The organism is uncultured Gemmiger sp., from assembly GCA_944388105.1.
Taxonomy (GTDB): Bacteria; Bacillota; Clostridia; order Oscillospirales; family Ruminococcaceae; genus Gemmiger.
On the sequence record CALXHN010000011.1, the window covers coordinates 22,775 to 41,320 of the forward strand.

The window sequence follows — 18,546 nt, forward strand, 5'->3', positions numbered from 1 at the left end:
TGTATACAAAACAGAACGGGTCCCGCCAACTCCCTTTGGAGCGGGCCGGAACCGATTTCAGGACAGACGAAATCTACTTTATTATGCGCGTGGGAGAGGGAACTTGTCAAGAAGTGCACAATCTTGTCGAAGTCCCAAAAATGACGCGGGGAAAAGCGGCCTCACACAATCTGTTGCGGCAGCGGGGGCGGTGGGTACCAGCCAAAAGGCATATTGCACAACTGTACAGGAAAAAGAGCTGGTTTGGGACGGCTGAACGCCAAAAATAGATATAGATCAAGAGTGGACCCCGCTGCCTTGCCGGGGACAGCGGATTGTGCTATCATAGGGAAAAAGCAGAAGAGGCTGCGAGGTGTAAGGAAGATGGAACAATCCAATCCGAAGGCGCGCCGGGTGCTGGCGGCCGGCTGTGTGTGCGGGCTGCTGGGCAGTCTGGCCCTGCCCTGGGACGCGGTGAGCTGCGTGCTGTACGCGCTGGCGTCGGTGCTGCTGGCGGTGGGCTGCGGCATGCTGCGCAAGATCCGCCCGGAATACGGCAGCGCCGCCAAGCCGGCGGTGGCGGCCGCGGTGGCCTTTGCCCTGGGCACCGTGCTGGACGGGGGCAGTCTGGCCCAGATGCCCATGGTGGCGGGAGCGGCGTTTTTGTATTTCAGCATCGCCTACTATGCCAACGGCGCCGTGCAGGAAGCCGGCGTGCGGGAAGCCCGGGGCGGTGCGCCCCGCCCGCCCAAGGCGGCCATCCGGTTTGAATATGCGGCCGGCCTGTTTGTGCTGGCGCTGCTTGTGGGCGAAATGATGCCCGCCATCCTGCGCCTTGCCCAGGTGGTGGCCATGGCTGCCATGGGGGTGGGCTTTGTGCAGCTGACCCGGTTCATGCTGAAAGGACCGGACAGGGAAGAACCTGCCGAGTGAGGCATCCCCGAAACATCACAGAAAAAGACCCCCGTCAACGGATTGCCCGTTGGCGGGGGTCCTTTGTGTTCTGCGTCAGTCGTCCAGTTCAAAGTCCCCGGGCAGCAGCAGGTCCAGGGGAGCGGCCGGGTCGGCCACCAGACGGCGGGACTGGTTCAGGATGGCCCGTTCCAGGGCGTTGCGGGCCATGCGGCCGTTGCCCGCCTTGGCGGCGTCCTCTGCCTGACGGCGGGCAAACCAGGATTTGAGGGGCAGGGCACAGCCTTCGTCCAGGCGGTAGCCCTTGGCGGCGGCCAGACTCCGGGTGATGGCCCACAGCTCGTCGGCGGTGTAGTCGGGAAACTCGATCTGGTTGGGGAACCGGCTGGCCAGACCGGAGTTGGCGGCCAGGAAGGTCTGCATCTCTTTGGTGTAGCCCGCCAGCACCACCACCAGATCGTTGCGGTGGTCCTCGATGCCCTTCACCAGGGTGTCGATGGCTTCCAGGCCGAAGCTGTCCTCCCCGCCCCGGTAGAGGCTGTAGGCTTCGTCAATGAACAGCACCCCGCCCAGGGCGCTGCTGATGACCTGGTTGGTCAGGGGGGCGGTGTGGCCCACATACCGGCCCACCAGGTCGGCACGGCCCACCTCCACCAGCTGGCCGCCCCGCAAGGCGCCGATGGCCTTCAGGTACTTGGCCAGGATGCGGGCGATGGTGGTCTTGCCGGTGCCCGGGTTGCCGGTGAAGATCATGTGCATGTTGATCTCCGCCACCGGCAGGCCCTGGGCCTTGCGCCGCTGTTGGGCCTGCACGTTTTTGGCGATGTCCCGCACAAAGGTCTTGACCTGGGCAAGGCCCACGATGCGGTCCAGCTCGGCCTCCACCGCCTCCACGTCACCCCGGTATTGCTGGGGCAGCAGGCTGAGCAGGTCGAAGGCCTCCCCGCCGTCCACGGCGGCAAAGACCCGGCCCTCCCGCACCGTGAGCACCGCGGGGGTGCCGTCGGCGGGGGCGGTGTCGGTGGAAAGAACATATTCCGCCAGGGCGCGGAAGAGCAGGTCCGCAAACTCCCGCATGGCGCTCATGCCGCCCCGCTTGCCGTACTGGGCGGCCAGATAATCCCGCATGTCCGCCCCCATGGACAGGGCCAGCCCGCACTGGCGGCGGGTCTTCTGGGCCAGGAAGTTCAGTTCCCGGGCGGCGATGGCGGCCAGACTTTCGGGGGTGAAGGGGTCGGTGCGGCAGATATCCCCGGCCAGGGCGTCCACGAACCGGGCGCCGAACCGGTCGGCCAGGGCGGCCTCATCCTTCTCGGAGAAAAAGACGAAATACTTGCCCCCGGCACTGAGCTCACCCACGGCCCCCGGGGCCAGGGCGGTGCCCACATCCACCAGGATGCCCCGCTGCAGCACATACCGGCTGGAAAGGGCCAGGGTGCCGTCCATGGCCAGGTCAGCCACCATGTTCAGGTAGGAGGAGGCACAGGCCTCGTAGTGGTCGAAGGCCAGCACCTGGGCGGGGGACTGCAGGGCTGCGTACAGGTCCTGCAGAAAGAGCTTTTCCTGGGCGGGGCCGGGGTAGAGGGCCAGGTCCAGGGTCTCGATGTCGGCGTTGGGCAGCAGGCCCCGGTCGGCCATCTGCCGCACCACACACCGCAGGGTGTAGTGGCGGCCGGTGCCCTCCGGCCCGCAGAGCAGCATGGGCCCCCGGGCTTTGCGGGGGTCGTCAGTGCCCATGACAAAGGGACGGCGGAAGGCCTTGACCACATCCGCCACAAAGGCGTCCTGGCCCAGCACCTCGGTGCGCACGGCGGCGGCCAGCCCCTGGAACCCGGCACCCCGGGCGGGGGCAGGCCCGGGCGCGGAGGCTTTGGTATCGTCCAGCAGACCGTCGCTGCGCAGACTGCGGGTCAGTTCGGTGCTCATCCGGCGGACGTTCTCGGTGGTGGCGGCCGCCGCCCGGTCCACTGCGTCCAGGGCGTCGGCGGCAGAGCGGCGGCGCTTGCTGCCGGCGGCCAGGGCATCCAGCTGTGCCTGCATGTCGGCCAGACTGGCAACGGCCGCATCGGCCTGTTCCTTGCTGCCGGAGCCCCGGGAACCCATCAGGCTCCGGACCCAGGCGTCATACCCGTCCTCAATGCTCATGGGGCGCCTCCTTGTCGCTTTTCACGGTGATGCGGTAAAAATTCTTCACGCTGCAGCCGGCCCGTCCGCCGCCCGCACAGGCGCAGGCACAGGCACAGCTGGAAACACAGGCACAGGCACATCCGCCGCCGGTGCGTCCGGCACCGCCGCCCCGGAAGGAACCGCCGTCCGCATGGAAGCCGGCGGGCGGTGCGGTGGGGGTGTAGCCCGGGGGCGGGACTGCCCCCGGCGCCAGATGGATGACGTGGTGGCCGTTGCTGTACCAGCGGCGGTCACTGCGGCCGAAGCCGCCCCGCCAGCGGGGACAGGTGGTGGCGTACATCCAGAAGATGAAAAAGACAAAGGCGAAGACGGAGACCATGAAGACCAGGATGATGAGGCTGTCCCTGCTCTGGATCTCGTCGGGCTGCATGCGGGTGGTGGGGTCGTAGGTGTCGGCCAGGGCGGCAGGGACCTGCACCCGGACGGTGGCTTTCTCCCCGTGGTCCAAAGCGCCGAAGTCCCACACATAATACCCGTCTTCCATCGTGTCGGTGTCGGCGGTCATGCCGTCGGCAGCCTTCCACCGGATGGTCAGTTGCTCCACGCACAGGTCGTCAAACCAGCCGGGGGTGAAATTGTAGCTGGCGGTGCCGTCGTCCGACACGGTGTACAGGTGGCTCTGGTGCACCCGGAAGGAAAAGCGGACCCGGCTCTGCTGGCCGGACTGGGCCGCATAGACGGGCTCATAGTACCGGTACACAAAGGTGACGCGGGCAAAGGTGTTGCCGTCCTCGGTCTGTACCCGCACCCCCGAGACCGTGTCCGGGGTCAGGTTCTCAAATTCGTCCACATGCCCGTTGGCCAGACCAATCTTGACCCAGGACAGAGGCTCGTCGGAACTGCCGCCGATGACCTCCCAGTCGATGTCATAGGTGATGTCAGCGCTGCCGTCTGCCCGGGGGTCCACCGTGACGGTGTAGGCGTTGATGCGGTCCAGATCGCCGCTGTCCGCCCGGGCGGGCAGCGCCGCCAGCAGGCTCAGCAGCAGGATCACAGGCAGCAGGGCGGCCAGACGGCGGGCGCGGAAAAGCAGTGTGTTCATGATTCGTCCTCCTGCAAAGGCGTTTCGCCCAGAGGGCAGATGTGCAGCATTTTGGCGCTCTGCCGGCGGATGCGGCGGCAGGCCGGATGGTTCCAGATGCGCCGCCAGGGCTGGTGCAGGATACTGCCCAGCCCCGGTCCGCACAACCAGCTCTGGCAGGGCAGCACGGTGCCGTCCGGGGCGATGGCCATGTTGGACAGGCAGGCCCCGCAGCTGGGCAGCTGGGTAAAGCCCAGCTCCCGCAGGGTCTCCTCCTTCAGCCAGCCCGGACTGGTGAAGTCCAGCTCCATGCCGTGCGCCTCCGCAAAGGCCCGGGCGTCTTTCAGGGTCCGGGTGAGTTCGGCGGGGGACAGGCGGGTGCCCCGGCTCTCGGGGCTCTGGGCGCTGCCCGCGGGGATCAGCCCGGAACAGGTGGCGTACCGGATGCCCAGTTCATGGGCCAGGGCCAGGGTGGATGCATAGTCCCGGTTCAGGCTGCACAGCGGGGTGTTGATGCTCACGTTCAGGCCGGCGGCCAGGGCGTTGCGGATACCGGCAATGGTGTCCGCATAGCCCGGGGCCCCCACCAGGGTATTGTGGATGGATTCGTCGGCGGAATACAGGGTGACCTGCACGCTGTCCAGGCTGGCCTCATACAGGTCGTGGCACAAAGCGCTGGTGAGCATCCGGCCGTTGGTGTTCAGCCGGGTGACGAACCACTGGGCGGCGTCCACCAGCTTGACCAGGTCGTGGCGCAGGGTGGGTTCGCCCCCGGTGAAGGTCAGCTGGGGGATGCCCGCCGCCCGACATTTCTGGATGACCGCCAGCCACTGGTCGGTGTCCAGCTCCTCGGTCTCGCCGTAGGGCTGGCGGGCGGCGTAGCAGTGCAGGCATTTCTGGTTGCAGTGCCAGGCCCCGTCCTTGACCATGGCGCTGATGAGCAGGTCCATGCGGTGGGGCGCCGCCATGTGGCGGGCATAGGAACCCAGGTCCATGGGCTGGATCTCCTGGGCGGGGGCCTTGCCTCTGGCGATGGCGGACAGCGCTTCCATCATGGAGCGCAGGTCGGCGGCGATCTGTTCCGGCGGGGTGCGTTTGTACACGGCGCAGGTGGCCTGCACGGCGGCGTCGGCGGCCTGCTGCCACTGCTCCTCCCCGATCTCCTGGCCTTCAAAGGGCTGCAGGGTTTCCATCAGGTTGGCCAGCAGAATGGCCCAGGAAACGCTCAGGGGCAGGATGTCCTTTCCGTTGAGGATGGCCACAAAGGGCACGTCGGTGTGCTGGTGCCGGCTGGGCACCAGATGGATGCGAAGGGCGCCGGGTCCTTCCGGGTCCAGGGTGATGTGGCACACATGGTCCAGATGGCGGCGCAGAAACTGGGTCTCGGCCCGGCTCAAAAGCGGCATGAGATACCCTCCTGTATCGTATTCAGAAAAGCAGGCGGCGGCCCCGCGGGCGCGCCCCGGCAAAGATTGTACAAAAGCCCGTGTAAATGTGTGGATATTATACCACAGAACTGCCCATGGGACAAGGAGAGTGCCCAACAAAGAAAAACACCCGCCCGCGGTGTGCGGACGGGTGAAACCAAAAAAATCCCGCCCGCAGGCCGCGGACGGGAGATAACGATCAGAAGGTGAGGTTGCCGAATTCGGACAGGCGCAGGTCGGAATTGTGCTCCTGGGCCCAGTTGATGCTCCACGGGCTGCCGAAGAGCAGCAGGCGGTTGCCCTTCAGGTCCTCGATGGCCCGGGTGTCGCTGGTCACGTCCAGGGTCTTGGGGTCCAGCTCGTCCGGGGTGTTGAGGATCCAGCGGATATACTCATAGGGCAGGGTCTGCAGGCGGATGTCCACGTTGTACTCGTTTTTCAGGCGGTACTCCAGCACTTCCAGCTGCAGCACGCCCACCACGCCCACAATGACTTCCTCCATGCCGGAACCCAGGTCCCGGAAGATCTGGATGGCGCCTTCCTGGGCGATCTGTTCCATGCCCTTGACGAACTGCTTGCGCTTCATGGTGTCCACCTGGGTCACCCGGGCAAAGTGCTCGGGGGCGAAGGTGGGGATGCCCGCAAACCGCACATGGGGCTTGCCGGTGCACAGGGTATCGCCGATGGAGAAGATGCCCGGGTCAAACAGGCCGATGATATCCCCGGCGTAGGCCTCGTCCACAATGGCGCGGTCATCGGCCATCATGCTGGTGCCGGTGGCCAGTTTGATGTTCTTGTTCTCCTGCACATGGAAGGCTTCCATGCCCCGCTCGAACTTGCCGGAGCAGATGCGCACAAAGGCGATGCGGTCCCGGTGGTTCTTGTTCATGTTGGCCTGGATCTTGAAGATGAAACCGGAGAAATCCGGGCTCTGGGGGTCCACCAGCTCGCCGCTCTCGGCGTCCTTGCGGGGCAGCGGGGTGGGGGTCAGGCGCAAAAAGTCCCGCAGGAAGGGTTCCACGCCGAAGTTGGTCAGCGCCGACCCGAAGAATACCGGGGACAATTCGCCCCGGTGCACCGCGGCCAGATCAAACTCCTCCGCGGCGCCGTCCAGCAGCTCGATGTCGTCGGCCAGACGCTGGTGGTTGTCCGCCCCGATGAGGTCGTCCAGGGCAGGGTCCCCCAGACCGGCCTCGATCTCGTCCACCATCTTCACGCCGTTGGCGCGGCCGTCGCCCTCAAAGGCCAGGACCCGGCGGCTGTTGCGGTCGAACACGCCCTTGAAGCCCTTGCCGCAGCCGATGGGCCAGTTCATGGGGTAGGTCTTGATGCCCAGGATCTCCTCAATGTTTTCCATCAGCTCAAAGGGGTCCCGGGCTTCCCGGTCCATCTTGTTGATGAAGGTGAAGATGGGGATGTGGCGCAGGGTGCAGACCTTGAACAGCTTGATGGTCTGGGCCTCCACGCCCTTGGCCGCGTCGATGACCATGACGGCAGAGTCCGCCGCCATCAGGGTGCGGTAGGTGTCCTCCGAGAAGTCCTGGTGGCCGGGGGTGTCCAGAATGTTGATGCACTTGCCCTGGTACCGGAACTGCAGCACCGACGAGGTGACCGAGATGCCGCGCTGCTTTTCAATGTCCATCCAGTCGGACACGGCGTGCTTGGCGCTCTGCTTGCCCTTGACAGAACCGGCGGTCTGGATGGCGCCCCCGTACAGAAGCAGCTTTTCGGTCAGGGTGGTTTTGCCGGCGTCCGGGTGCGAGATGATCGCAAATGTGCGCCGGCTTTCGATTTCTTCACGCAATGAAGCCATATTTCCAATTACTCCTTGTTGATTGTGACAGTGACGGCCCAAACGCATCGGTCACATGGGGGCACACTCCTCTATTCTAAGCATACTTTTCTATCATACCTTGTTTGGGGCGCAAATGCAACGGATTTTTGCCTTCCGGCGCACAAAAAATCCCCCGGACCGCCTTGGAGGGGCGTCCGGGGTGTGGTATAATGGTCAAAGACCTGCCTGAAAAGGCTTTTTCAGCACAAAGCAGGGCAGGGGCGCCGTGGAGGCCCAGTTGGCAAACTCGCACACCAGCACGGTGTACTTGGTCAGGGGCAGGGCGCGGAAAAATTCCAGGACAGCCTGCTTTTCCCCGTCCCCGATGACCTTGCCGCTGTACAGCACCGCCGTCAGCACGCCCCCGGGCTTGAGGGCATCCAGCGCCGCCTGCAAAGCGGGCAGGGTGCTTTCCGCCGCCGAGTGGACCGCATGGTCCGCTCCCGGCAGCCAGCCGAAGTTGAACACCGCTGCGTCCAGGGTGCCGGGGGGCACCAGATGCCCCAGGTCCCGGTGGTCGCAGACGATGGCCCGCCCCACCCCCTGCAGGCCGTGTTCCGCCAGCAGCCGGTTGGTGGCTTCCACCGCGGCGGGCTGGATGTCCAGGGCCAGCACCCGGCCGTTGGGAGACGCCTTGCGGCAGAGGAAGAGGGTGTCGTGGCCGTTGCCGCAGGTGGCATCCAGGAAGGTCCCGCCCGTGGGGATGGTGCCTTCCAGAAACCGGTGGCACAGCTCCACGGCGGTCATGTCCGGGGAACGCACCCGCTGCCAGGAACCGTCCGCCTCCCCCGTGGGGGAAAAGCCGAACTTGTGCAGCAGGGCCGCCGCCGCGGCATTCTCCGGCGCGGGGGCGGTGAAATGGCTGGGTGTCTGGCGGGCAAAACCGTCGTTGAGGCGCAGCATCTCCCGCAGAAGATAGCTGCCGTACCCCCGGTTGCGCCACTGGGGCTGCACCGTGAACATGGTGATGCGGTCCCCGTCCAGTTCGGCCTGACCGATGAGGGTGGATTCCTTGTACAAGAGATAGCGGTTGTCCTGCCGGGTGACCTGCATGGCGCGGCTCCTTTCCTGGGATTTGTCATTAGAATACGGCCAAAAACCGGGTTTTGTCAAGGGCGGAAAGGGGCTTGCGGGGCGGGCTTTTCACATTTGTTTCACGGTCAGGAAAAACCAATTTCACAATTGGCATTTATACTGGGAACCAAGCTCAAGGAAAGAGCCGGAGGCGCTTCGGACGCCGATCCTGGTATGAAATAGATTAAAGGAGTGCACGAATATGAGCGAATATGATTACTCGGGTCTGTATCACCAGAACCCGCAGAATACTCCGCCCACCGGCGGACAGACGCCGCCGCAGAATCCGGCGGACAGCGGATATCCCAACGTGGGCAGCAGCGGCATGAACACCGCCAACACCGCCCAGACCGATTTTGCCAGCGACGGACAGGGCGGCCAGCCGGCGGGCGAGGCCTATGCCGGCTACACCGCCCCCCACAGTGAACCCTACGGCAACCCCGGCAACCCCGGCGGTCCTGCCGGCCCCAACGGTCCGGTGAACGGGTACGGCGCACAGCCCACCCCGCCCACCCCGCCCCGCAAGAAGGGCGGCAAAAAGATCGGCCTGCGCATCCTGGCCGGTGTGGGCGTTGTGGTGCTGGGCTTCGGCGGCGGCCTGCTGGGCACGGTGGCGGCTTCCCGCGCCGGACTCACCGGCAGCCAGGTGGTGGTCCAGCAGGTGCAGCGGGACGAAAACGCCACCGCTTCCACCCAGGGCAGCACCGGCGGCACCAACCTGTCCATGACCGAGATCGCGGCCAAGGCCCAGCCCAGCGTGGTGGCCATCACCACCGAGCAGATGGTGAGCACCAACAGCTGGTTCGGCAACTATGTGCAGAGCGGCGCCGGTTCCGGCGTCATCATCAGCCAGGACGGCTACATCCTGACCTGCGCCCATGTGGTCAACGGCGCCACCAACATCAAGGTGCAGCTGCCTGACGACACCGAATACACCGCCACCGTGGTGGGGGCGGATACCACCTCCGACATTGCGGTGGTCAAGATCGACGCCACCGGCCTGAGCGCTGCCACCATCGGTGATTCCGATGCCCTGGCGGTGGGCGAGCTGGCGGTGGCCGTGGGCAACCCCCTGGGTACCCTGAGCGGCACCGTCACCGACGGCATCATCAGCGCGGTGAACCGTTCGGTGGAAGTGGAAAGCAATGAGATGAGCCTGATCCAGACCGACGCGGCCATCAGCCCGGGCAACTCCGGCGGCGGCCTGTTCAACGGCCAGGGCGAACTCATCGGCATCGTCAACGCCAAGAGCGGCTCCACCACCAACACCGGTGAGGCCACCAACGCCGAAGGTCTGGGCTTTGCCATCCCCATCAACACCGCCATGGACATTGCCCAGGATCTGATCGAGAACGGCTACGTCAAGCGTCCGGCCCTGGGCGTGACGGTGGTCACCGTTACCCAGGAGAACGCCATGCAGTTCGGTGTGTCCGACTACGGCGTGTATATCTACCAGATCACCCCGGGCAGCGGTGCGGCCAACGCCGGCCTGCAGGTGGGCGACCGGATCATCGCCATTGACGACAACTCGGTCTCCCAGAGCAGCGACCTGACCGGCTACCTGCAGCAGAAGGCGGTGGGCGACACCGTCAACCTGCAGATCGAGCGGGACGGCAAGATGGCCACCTACCAGGTGGTGCTGGGCGAAGGCACCAACACCAGCGCGGCTTCCACCACCGAGAACGCCGCGGGCTGATACGTCTGACCCTTGCGTGAATGAATAAGAACACCCCCGGCACGAAGCGTCTGCTTCGCGCCGGGGGTGTTTTGCTGTTCAGGCAAAGGTCATCAAAAGGCCATCAGAAGCCGTGGTTCTCGATGAGCTTGCGGCCCATGAGCACGCCCATGACCGAGGCCATCATCAGGCCGCGGGTCCAGCCGGAGGAGTCGCCCAGGCAGTGGAGGTTGGCCACGTTGGTCTCCAGGTCGGTGTCCATGCGGACCTTGTTGGAGTAGAACTTCAGCTCGGGGGAGTAGAGCAGGGTCTCGGGGGCGGCAAAGCCCGGGACCACATGGTCCACCATCTTGATGAACTCGATGATGTTCACCATGGCCCGGTAGGGCATGGCGGCGGTGATGTCACCGGCCACCGCGTCCTTCAGGGTGGGGCGGACGTTGGAGCGGGCCAGCTCCTGGGGCCAGGTGCGCTTGCCGTTGAGGATGTCCCCGTACCGCTGCACCAGAATGTGCCCCGCACCCAGCATGTTGGTCAGTTCGCCCACCTTCTGGGCGTAGGCGATGGGCTGGTTGAAGGGCTCGGTGAAGTTGTGGCTGACCAGGATGGCCAGGTTGGTGTTGGAGCTCTTCAGGTCCTTGTAGCTGTGGCCGTTGACCACCGCCAGGTCGTTGTCGTAGTTTTCCTGGGCCACAAAGCCGCCCGGGTTCTGGCAGAAGGTGCGGACCTTGTTCTTCCAGGGGTTGGGATAGCCGATGAGCTTGCCCTCATACAAAACGTTGTTGATGGTCTCCATGATCTCGTTGCGGCATTCCACCCGCACGCCGATGTCCACGGTGCCCGGACGGTGGGCGATGTTGTGCTCGGCGCAGATCTTTTCCAGCCAGTCGGCGCCCCGCCGGCCGGTGGCAATGACCACCTGGCGGCCGGTGACCCGGACTGCCTCGGCGTCCGGCTTGCCGGCCTTGCGGGCCACCACGCCCCGGCAGGTGTCCCCGTCCAGCAGGATGTTGTCGCACTCGGTCTCGAACCACATCTCCACCCCCTGGGCAGCCAGATAGTTCTGGATGTTCAGGTAGAGCTGCTGGGCTTTCTCGGTGCCCAGGTGACGGATGGGGCAGTCCACCAGCTGCAGGCCCGCCTGGATGGTGCGCTTGCGGATCTCCTTGATCTCGGCCCCTTCATACACGCCCTCCACATGGGGATCGGCGCCGAATTCCAGGTAGATCTTGTCGGTGTAGTCGATGAGGTCCTGGGCAAAGTCCTCCCCGATGAGTTCGGGCAGCTCGCCGCCCACCTCCCGGGACAGGGACAGTTTGCCGTCGGAGAAAGCGCCCGCCCCGGAAAAACCGGTGGTGATGGCGCAGTTGGGTTTGCAGTTCACACAGTGGCCGACCTCGGCTTTGGGACAGTGGCGGCGCTCCACCGGTTTGCCCTTCTCGATGAGCAGGATCTTGAGCTCTTTGGAGCGGCTGCTCTTGCGCAGCAGTTCCAGGGCGGTGAAGATACCGGCAGGGCCGGCGCCGACGATGATCAGGTCATACTGAGTTTGCATGGGTCGATGGGTCTCCTTTTGTTGTGTTGTGAAAAAAATCAGCAGGATCAGCTCTGCGGATCGCTCGGGTCGGGGTCGGCGGGGGCTTCCCCGTCGTCCGTGGGCGCCGGGGCTTCGGCGGCCTTGTCCAGGTCGTGCAGCAGCAGGGCGGTGTACAGGGTGCATCCGGCGTTGAGCACACCCTCGATAATCAGCAGCAGGCCGGACAGCCAGATGGAATCCACCGGCCAGTCGGAGAAGGGCTGCAGGATGAGCAGGATGCCCGCAATGCCGGTGACAAAGCCCAGCACAAACAGCACCCACCAGCGCTGGCCCTTGCGGCGCACCAGCGCCCAGGCGCTCTGTTCCCGGGCGGCGCCGTCCACCAGGAGAAAGACGCCGAACACCACCGGCAGCACCCACTGCACAAAATCGGGGCGCAGCAGGGCAAACAGGCCCAGGGCCAGGGTGACCACACCGCCCGCCAGGGTGAACCAGGCGGCCAGACCCTTCTCCTTGTTGCGGGAATACCGCCACAGGCTGCGGGCGCCGGTCAGGGCGATGAGAAGGCCGAATCCGGCGCACACCCAGGGCAGGCTGGCGGCGGGGGCGGCCAGCAGGGCCAGACCCAGGACAAAATACAGCACACTGAGCACCAGCATGCCGGTACGCAGATGATGAAGCATGACAAAAACCTCCTTGCGGGGCCTCAGGCCGCCGCGGCGGCGGTGCGCATGGGGCGGATGATCTTGTTATAGCAGACCCGCTGGAAAATGATGCACAGCAGGAAAGCCACCACCTCGGCGATGGGGAAGGCCCACCAAACCACATCCACCCGGCCGGCCAGACTGAGCAGCCAGGCGGTGGGCAGCAGCACCACCAGCTGGCGGATGACCGACACCCACAAAGCCAGCACGCCGTGCCCCAGGGCCTGGAAGTAGGCGGAGGAGATGACGTTGAAACCGGCCATCAGGAAGGAGATGGAGATGATGCGCAAAGCCACCGTGCCCAGGCTGAGCATGTCCGGGCTGGCGTTGAAGATGCTGAGCATGACCCCCGGCAGGAACTGCCCCGCCAGAAAGCCCAGCACCATGATGCCCACCGCGTAGATGGCGGCCAGCCGCTTGGTGCCCAGGATGCGCTCCGGCTTGCGGGCGCCGTAGTTGTAGCTGACGATGGGCACCATGCCGTTGTTCAGCCCGAACACCGGCATGAACACAAAGCTCTGCAGCTTGAAGTATACCCCGAAAACCGCCACCGCCGTGCTGGAATAGGCAATGAGGATGGCGTTCATGCCGAAGGTCATCACGCTGCCGATGGCGTTCATGGCGATGGAGGGGATGCCCACCTGGTAGATGCGCAGGATGGTGCGCGGCGCGGGACGGAAGCCCCGCAGGGAGATGTGCACGTCCTTGTTGTACAGAAAATGCAGGGTCAGAGCGGCGGTGGCGCCCACAAACTGGCCGATGACGGTGGCCACGGCGGCGCCGGCGGCCTCCAGGCGGGGCACCCCGAACAGGCCGAAGATGAAGATGGGGTCCAGCACGATGTTGGTCAGCGCACCGATGAGCTGGGTGGTCATGGCAAAGGTGCTGCGGCCGGTGGAGACCAGGATCTTTTCCATCATGCACTGGACGCAGCAGCCCAGGCTGAAGATGGTGCAGATGCTCAGGTATTCCGCTCCGTAGCGGGCAATGAGGGGGTCGGTGGTCTGGGCCCGGATGAAGGCCCCGGCCCCGAACAAACCGAAGATCAGGAAGGCCACGGCGCTGCACACGGCCAGGAACAGGCCGTTGGCGGCGGCGCGGTCCGCCTCGGCGTGGTTTCCTTCGCCCAGATTCTTGGACAGATAGGCGTTGACGCCCACCGCGGTGCCCACCGCAAAGGCGATCAGCAGGTTCTGGATCGGAAATGCCAGACTGACGGCGGACAACGCCGCCTCGTTGACATAGGATACAAAGATGCTGTCCACCACATTGTACAGGGCCTGCACCAGCATGGAAATCATCATGGGGATGGCCAGGGAAAGCAGCAGCGGGTTCAGCGGTTCGGTGCCCATGCGGGCGGCGGAAAGGGTCTTACTCATTCTCGGACGGAAGCCTCCATTGCCTTGGCGGCCTGAACGATGAGCTGGGCGCAGGCTTCCCGGCCCAGGGCGGCGTTCAGGCACAGGTCGTAGTTTTTGGCCTCGCCCCAACGGTTTTCGGTGTAGTAGTTATAATAGCTCGCGCGGGCGCGGTCATGCTTGGCCAGAGCGGTCTCCCACAGGCGGTCGGGCATGTCCTTGGCGCCGGGGCGGTCCTTCGCGTTGCGGATGCGCAGGTCCACCGGCGCATAGACGAAGGTGCTCAGCACATTGGGACGGTCCCGCAGCACGTAGTCGCCGCAGCGGCCCAGAATGACGCAGGAGCCTTTCTGGGCCAGTTCCTTGATGACGTTGGATTGCAGGATGTACACCTGGTCGGCCAGAGGCATGGTGTTGCCCATCATGTACAGGCTGTAGATCAGGCTGCCGCTGCGCTGATTCTCGCTGGCGGCAATGGCTTCTTCGGTCAGACCGCTTTTCTTGGCAGCCAGGGTGATGAGCTCCTTGTTGTACAGGGGCACACCCAGCAGGTCCGCGACCCGCTGCGCGATCTCGCTGCCGCCGGAGGCATATTCGCGTGCCATTGTGATGACCAGGGGTTCCATAAAATCCACCTCACAATTCAATTTTTCGGGGCGGGAAAGACCCGGAAGGCCGTACCACCCCCACTATACCCATTATAACGGCGGACGGGGCAAAAAACAAGAGGAACTCCTTCCCGTTTGCACCCCGGGCCGGGGTGGAGTATAATGGAAAAAACGTCCCGTGCCAACGGGGAACATCAAAGAAAAAACAACGAAAGGTGGAAGTTTTCCATGCCGCTGAAACTTGCCGTTCTGTCCACCAGCCGCATTGTGGCGGAGTTTATGGACCATCTGGCCGAAATGCCCGAGATCGAAGTCACCGCCCTGTGCTGCCGCCCCCAGAGCGAGGCCAAGGCAAAGGCCATGGCCCAGGCCCACGGGGTGCCCCGGGTCTTTACCGATGAGGATGCCTGCTACGCCGCCGGCGGATTTGAGGCGGTGTACATCGGCACCGCCAACCACCTGCACTATGCGGCGGCCAAAAAGGCCCTGGAAGCGGGGTATCATGTGATCCTGGAAAAGCCCTTCACCGCCACCGCCGCCGAAGCCCGGGAGCTGTTCGGTCTGGCCGACCGCAAGGGGGTCATCCTCTTTGAGGCCATCACCACTCCCTACCTGCCCGCCTACCGCTTCCTGCAGGAGAACATTGCCGCCATCGGTCCGGTGCGGGGGGCCATGGCCAGCTTCTGCGCCCGCAGCGCCCGGTATGACGACTACCTCAAGGGCATCTGGAACACCACCTTTGATCCGGCCTGCAACGGCGGCGCCCTCAACGACATGAACGTGTACAACCTGCACTATTTCTGGGGGCTGCTGGGCATGCCGGAATCCTGCGAATACCACCCCAGCCGGGGAGCCAACGGCATCGACACGGCGGGTACGGTGGTGCTCCACTACCCGGATTTTTGTGCCGTGGCCCTGGCCGCCAAGGACAGCGAAAGCGAAAAGTTTGCCAGCATCCAGGGCCCCGGCGGCTACCTGGTGCTGCACGGCGGCACCAACAGCCTGGATGAGGTGTACAGCGTGCTGGGCGGGGTGCGCGGCGGCGGAAAACGCACCGACTGTCCCCCGGCTGCCCGCCACCGCATGGCCTACGAGTTTGCGGAATTCGCCCGGATCGTGGCGGAAAAGGACCGGGCCGCCGAGGCCGAAGCCCGCACCCGGACCCTGGCTGTGATGGAGCTGCTGGACCGGCTGCACGCCGCTGACGTACAGTAATGCCTCCTGATTTTTAACAGGATTGTACAAGAATTGTGGAAAACTTTCCCTTTGCACCCACAAAAACCCACAAAGATGAACGGAATGTGAACAAAATCCCTTGACCCGCCGCCGCGGCTGTGCTAGCATGGGGACAACAAAGCAAATGGCAAAGGCGCCGGATGGTGAAATACCGTCCGGCGCCTTTTGCTATTTGATTTTGAACATGCAAGAGGGGAGTCATGTATATGTACAATTCCGCAGACGTAACATGGACGCTGGTAGCGGCGTTTATGGTGTTCTTCATGCAGGCGGGCTTTGCTTTGTGTGAAGCGGGCCTGACCCGTGCCAAGAACACGGGCAACATCCTCATGAAGAACATGATGGACTTTTGTATCGGCACACCTTGCTACTGGCTGGTCGGTTTCGGCGTGATGTTCGCCGGTTCCGGCGCACTGATCGGTGGGTTTGACCCGTTCATCCGCGGCAGCTACGATTTCGGTACCCTGCCTGTCTGGGTGTACGTGGTGTTCCAGACCGTCTTCTGCGCCACCGCTGCCACCATCGTTTCCGGCTCCATGGCCGAGCGCACCAAGTTCAGCGCCTACTGCCTGTACTCCGCCGCCATCAGCCTGATCGTCTATCCCATCTCCGGCCACTGGATCTGGGGCGGCGGCTGGCTGGCCCAGCTGGGCTTCCATGATTTCGCCGGTTCCACGGCCGTCCACTTCGTCGGCGGCGTCACCGCCATGCTGGGCGCCTGGATGCTGGGTCCCCGTATCGGCAAGTACGACAAGGACGGCAAGCCCCGCGCCATCCCCGGCCACAACATGACCGCCATGGCTCTCGGCGTCTTTATCCTGTGGTTCTGCTGGTTCGGCTTCAACGGCGGCTCCACCGTCTCCATGACCGGTGACGACACCATGATCTCCGCCGGCCTGATCTGCTTCAACACCAACCTGGCGGCTGCCCTGGCTACCTGCGCCGCCCTGATCACCACCTGGGTGCGCTACGGCAAGCCCGATGTGTCCCTGACCTTCAACGGCGCGCTGGCCGGCCTGGTTGCCATCACCGCCGGCTGCGACGAGGTCGATCCCTACGGCGCTGCCATCATCGGCATCGTTGCCGGTGTGCTGGTCGTCTTCTCTGTTGAATTCTTCGACAAGATCGCCCGCATCGATGACCCCGTGGGTGCTGTCTCGGTGCACTGCGTCAACGGTGCCTGGGGCACCCTGGCCGTGGGCCTCTTCGCCACCGACGGCGGCCTGTTCTACGGCGGCGGTTTCGCCCGTCTGGGCATCCAGGCTCTGGGTGTTGTCAGCGTGGCAGCCTGGGTCCTGGTCAGCATGTTCATCATCTTCAGCCTGATCAAGAAGTTCGTGGGCTTGCGCGTCTCCGAGAAGGAAGAGATCGACGGCCTGGATGTCCATGAACACGGTCTGGCCAGCGCCTACGCCGGCTTCGCCATCGCCGACGCCAGCTACGCCGACCTGTCCGTGAACGAAAACACCGACCTGGGCCAGAGCGACCTGGCCAAGGCCAGCCCCGCCCAGGTGGCCGCTGCGGTCCGCGTCCAGAAGGAAGAACCGCTGCCTCCCGAGCTGGATTCCGGCATGCACAAGGTCTCCATGATCGTCCAGCTGGCCAAGTTCGACGATCTGAAGCGCGCCCTGAACGCCGTGGGCATCACCGGCATGACCGTGACCCAGGTCATGGGCTGCGGCCTGCAGAAGGGCAGCGGCAAGAAGTACCGTGGTGCTGAGATCGACTCCACCCTGATTCCCAAGGTCAAGGTGGAAGTGGTCGTCAGCAAGATCCCCGTCGACAAGATCATCGACGCGGCTACCAAGGCACTGTACACCGGCCATATCGGCGATGGCAAGATCTTTGTCTACAACGTGGCCAAGGTCGTCAAGGTCCGTACCGGTGAGGTGGACTACGACGCCCTGCAGGATGTGGAGTAAGCACACATCCCGGCCGGGTTGCGCCATCCCATAACAGCCATCCCAAAAGCGGGACCCCGTTTGTGCGGCGGGGCCCCGCTTTTTGTCATAACATCCCCCGGTGGCGGAAAAACAAAAGGCCCCCCACCACCAGCACCGCACACACCGCCCCCACCGTGGGATAGCCCCAGGGCACGCTGGGGGCCAGCATGCCGTCAAAGTTCATGCCGTACCAGCCCACGATCAGGCTCAGGGGCAGAAACAGGGTGGTGACCACCGTGAGCATGGTGACCACCTGGTTCTGCTGCAGCTCGATGCGGGACTGGTAGACCTGCCACAGCTGCAGGATGTACTCCCGCAAGGTCTCGGCCTCGTCCCGCAGGCGGGCGGCCCGGGTGGTGGCCCGCTGCCAGGCCGCCCGCTCCGCCCGGTTCAGCAGCCGGGGGGCGTCGGCCTGGAGCTCGTCCCCCAGCAGCACCAGCTGGGCATAGGCCCCGTGCAGGGCGGCCAGGGTCCGGCGCTCCGCCATGACGGTGGACTCGAACCCCCGGATGTGTCCGGCGGCCAGGGCTTCCTCCAGGGAATTGAGCCGCTTTTCCAGCGTCTGCAAAACCAGGGCGTCGGCGCCCATGTGCTGTTCCAGCAAAGCCAGCAGCACCCCGGCGGGGGTGGCGGGGGCCGCCGCCGGCAAGGACGGGGAGAGGGGCGGGGCGCTGTCCGGACCGGGAATGAGGTAGAGGGCGGTGTCGTTCAGGCAGAAGCAGAACCGCAGCGGCGCACCCCCGGTGGGCAGACGGATGGTGCCCTGTACACAGTCCCGGTAGGCGGCGGCCCGACAGTAGCGGATGTTTTCCAGGGCGGCGGCCAGGGCCCGCCGGTGGGAGATGCCGGGGCAGCGGGACAGCTCGGCGGCGCTGAGCACAAACACGCTGCCCCGGTCCCCCGCTGCCGTGTGCAGATGTCCGGCGGGGTCCAGGCGGTAGCGGCGCATGGTGCATCCTCCTTTTTTGGATTTCGGCCAGAGTATGGCCCGCCCTTCCCCGCCTTAATCGCCGGACCCCGCATACCGGCGGCCAAACCGCATATACTGGCA

Annotated in this window: 14 protein-coding genes; 4 read left to right on the forward strand and 10 right to left on the reverse strand. The window is 64.7% G+C overall.

Annotated features, from left to right (window positions below):
• Nucleotides 1–363: 363 nt before the first annotated feature.
• Nucleotides 364–912, forward strand: coding sequence for a hypothetical protein (locus Q0K17_RS02530; RefSeq protein WP_294539559.1), 549 nt, complete (start codon nt 364–366; stop codon nt 910–912).
• A gap of 75 nt (nt 913–987) precedes the next feature.
• Here Q0K17_RS02530 and Q0K17_RS02535 read toward each other — a convergent pair whose 3' ends face one another.
• The 5 genes from Q0K17_RS02535 to Q0K17_RS02555 all read right to left on the reverse strand — a co-directional run bounded on the left by Q0K17_RS02535 (nt 988) and on the right by Q0K17_RS02555 (nt 8,413).
• Nucleotides 988–3,036, reverse strand: a complete 2,049-nt coding sequence (locus tag Q0K17_RS02535) for an AAA family ATPase (protein ID WP_294539561.1) — start codon at nt 3,034–3,036, stop codon at nt 988–990.
• The gene (locus tag Q0K17_RS02540) at nt 3,026–4,120 is read right to left on the reverse strand and encodes a hypothetical protein (RefSeq protein WP_294539563.1); all 1,095 of its coding nucleotides are present in this window, start codon (nt 4,118–4,120) and stop codon (nt 3,026–3,028) included. Before Q0K17_RS02540 ends, Q0K17_RS02535 begins: the two co-directional genes overlap by 11 nt.
• Nucleotides 4,117–5,505 carry a radical SAM protein gene (locus Q0K17_RS02545; RefSeq protein ID WP_294539565.1) on the reverse strand — a complete coding sequence of 463 codons (1,389 nt, stop codon included), beginning with the start codon at nt 5,503–5,505 and terminating at the stop codon, nt 4,117–4,119. Before Q0K17_RS02545 ends, Q0K17_RS02540 begins: the two co-directional genes overlap by 4 nt.
• Before the next feature lie 220 nt (nt 5,506–5,725).
• Nucleotides 5,726–7,339 (reverse strand): peptide chain release factor 3, encoded by a 1,614-nt coding sequence (locus Q0K17_RS02550; RefSeq protein WP_294539567.1) that lies wholly within the window; start codon nt 7,337–7,339, stop codon nt 5,726–5,728.
• 195 nt (nt 7,340–7,534) lie between these two features.
• On the reverse strand, nt 7,535–8,413 hold the full coding sequence (locus tag Q0K17_RS02555; RefSeq protein ID WP_294539570.1) for a GNAT family N-acetyltransferase: 879 nt from the start codon (nt 8,411–8,413) through the stop codon (nt 7,535–7,537).
• A 223-nt stretch (nt 8,414–8,636) separates the two neighbouring features.
• Here Q0K17_RS02555 and Q0K17_RS02560 point away from each other — a divergent pair, with 223 nt between their 5' ends.
• Nucleotides 8,637–10,130, forward strand: a complete 1,494-nt coding sequence (locus Q0K17_RS02560) for a trypsin-like peptidase domain-containing protein (protein ID WP_294539573.1) — start codon at nt 8,637–8,639, stop codon at nt 10,128–10,130.
• Between the two features lie 103 nt (nt 10,131–10,233).
• Here the strand turns inward: Q0K17_RS02560 and Q0K17_RS02565 are convergent, their stop codons facing one another.
• The 4 genes from Q0K17_RS02565 to Q0K17_RS02580 are packed head-to-tail and all read right to left on the reverse strand — an operon-like array spanning nt 10,234 to nt 14,334.
• Entirely contained in the window at nt 10,234–11,664 is a 1,431-nt protein-coding gene (locus tag Q0K17_RS02565; RefSeq protein ID WP_294539576.1) for an FAD-dependent protein, read from the reverse strand.
• Between the two features lie 47 nt (nt 11,665–11,711).
• Nucleotides 11,712–12,329 carry a DUF308 domain-containing protein gene (locus tag Q0K17_RS02570; protein ID WP_294539579.1) on the reverse strand — a complete coding sequence of 206 codons (618 nt, stop codon included), beginning with the start codon at nt 12,327–12,329 and terminating at the stop codon, nt 11,712–11,714.
• A 23-nt stretch (nt 12,330–12,352) separates the two neighbouring features.
• Entirely contained in the window at nt 12,353–13,729 is a 1,377-nt protein-coding gene (locus tag Q0K17_RS02575; RefSeq protein WP_294539581.1) for an MATE family efflux transporter, read from the reverse strand.
• A complete protein-coding gene (locus Q0K17_RS02580) occupies nt 13,726–14,334 on the reverse strand; it encodes an AAA family ATPase (RefSeq protein ID WP_294539584.1) in 609 nt (202 codons plus the stop codon). Before Q0K17_RS02580 ends, Q0K17_RS02575 begins: the two co-directional genes overlap by 4 nt.
• Before the next feature lie 210 nt (nt 14,335–14,544).
• On the opposite strand from Q0K17_RS02580, the gene Q0K17_RS02585 reads away from it, so the two are divergent.
• Entirely contained in the window at nt 14,545–15,531 is a 987-nt protein-coding gene (locus tag Q0K17_RS02585) for a Gfo/Idh/MocA family oxidoreductase (RefSeq protein WP_294539587.1), read from the forward strand.
• A 227-nt stretch (nt 15,532–15,758) separates the two neighbouring features.
• Nucleotides 15,759–17,474 carry an ammonium transporter gene (locus tag Q0K17_RS02590; RefSeq protein WP_294539590.1) on the forward strand — a complete coding sequence of 572 codons (1,716 nt, stop codon included), beginning with the start codon at nt 15,759–15,761 and terminating at the stop codon, nt 17,472–17,474.
• A gap of 85 nt (nt 17,475–17,559) precedes the next feature.
• Here Q0K17_RS02590 and Q0K17_RS02595 read toward each other — a convergent pair whose 3' ends face one another.
• Nucleotides 17,560–18,444, reverse strand: coding sequence for a CorA family divalent cation transporter (locus Q0K17_RS02595; protein WP_294539592.1), 885 nt, complete (start codon nt 18,442–18,444; stop codon nt 17,560–17,562).
• Nucleotides 18,445–18,546 lie beyond the last annotated feature (102 nt).

Coding starts and splice junctions, on each gene's coding strand:
- Q0K17_RS02535 (WP_294539561.1), bottom strand. CDS start 3,036: ATGAGCATTGAGGACGGGTATGACGCCTGGGTCCGGAGCCTGATGGGT.
- Q0K17_RS02580 (WP_294539584.1), bottom strand. CDS start 14,334: ATGGAACCCCTGGTCATCACAATGGCACGCGAATATGCCTCCGGCGGC.
- Q0K17_RS02530 (WP_294539559.1), top strand. CDS start 364: ATGGAACAATCCAATCCGAAGGCGCGCCGGGTGCTGGCGGCCGGCTGT.
- Q0K17_RS02590 (WP_294539590.1), top strand. CDS start 15,759: ATGTACAATTCCGCAGACGTAACATGGACGCTGGTAGCGGCGTTTATG.
- Q0K17_RS02575 (WP_294539581.1), bottom strand. CDS start 13,729: ATGAGTAAGACCCTTTCCGCCGCCCGCATGGGCACCGAACCGCTGAAC.
- Q0K17_RS02585 (WP_294539587.1), top strand. CDS start 14,545: ATGCCGCTGAAACTTGCCGTTCTGTCCACCAGCCGCATTGTGGCGGAG.
- Q0K17_RS02595 (WP_294539592.1), bottom strand. CDS start 18,444: ATGCGCCGCTACCGCCTGGACCCCGCCGGACATCTGCACACGGCAGCG.
- Q0K17_RS02550 (WP_294539567.1), bottom strand. CDS start 7,339: ATGGCTTCATTGCGTGAAGAAATCGAAAGCCGGCGCACATTTGCGATC.
- Q0K17_RS02545 (WP_294539565.1), bottom strand. CDS start 5,505: ATGCCGCTTTTGAGCCGGGCCGAGACCCAGTTTCTGCGCCGCCATCTG.
- Q0K17_RS02565 (WP_294539576.1), bottom strand. CDS start 11,664: ATGCAAACTCAGTATGACCTGATCATCGTCGGCGCCGGCCCTGCCGGT.
- Q0K17_RS02570 (WP_294539579.1), bottom strand. CDS start 12,329: ATGCTTCATCATCTGCGTACCGGCATGCTGGTGCTCAGTGTGCTGTAT.
- Q0K17_RS02540 (WP_294539563.1), bottom strand. CDS start 4,120: ATGAACACACTGCTTTTCCGCGCCCGCCGTCTGGCCGCCCTGCTGCCT.
- Q0K17_RS02560 (WP_294539573.1), top strand. CDS start 8,637: ATGAGCGAATATGATTACTCGGGTCTGTATCACCAGAACCCGCAGAAT.
- Q0K17_RS02555 (WP_294539570.1), bottom strand. CDS start 8,413: ATGCAGGTCACCCGGCAGGACAACCGCTATCTCTTGTACAAGGAATCC.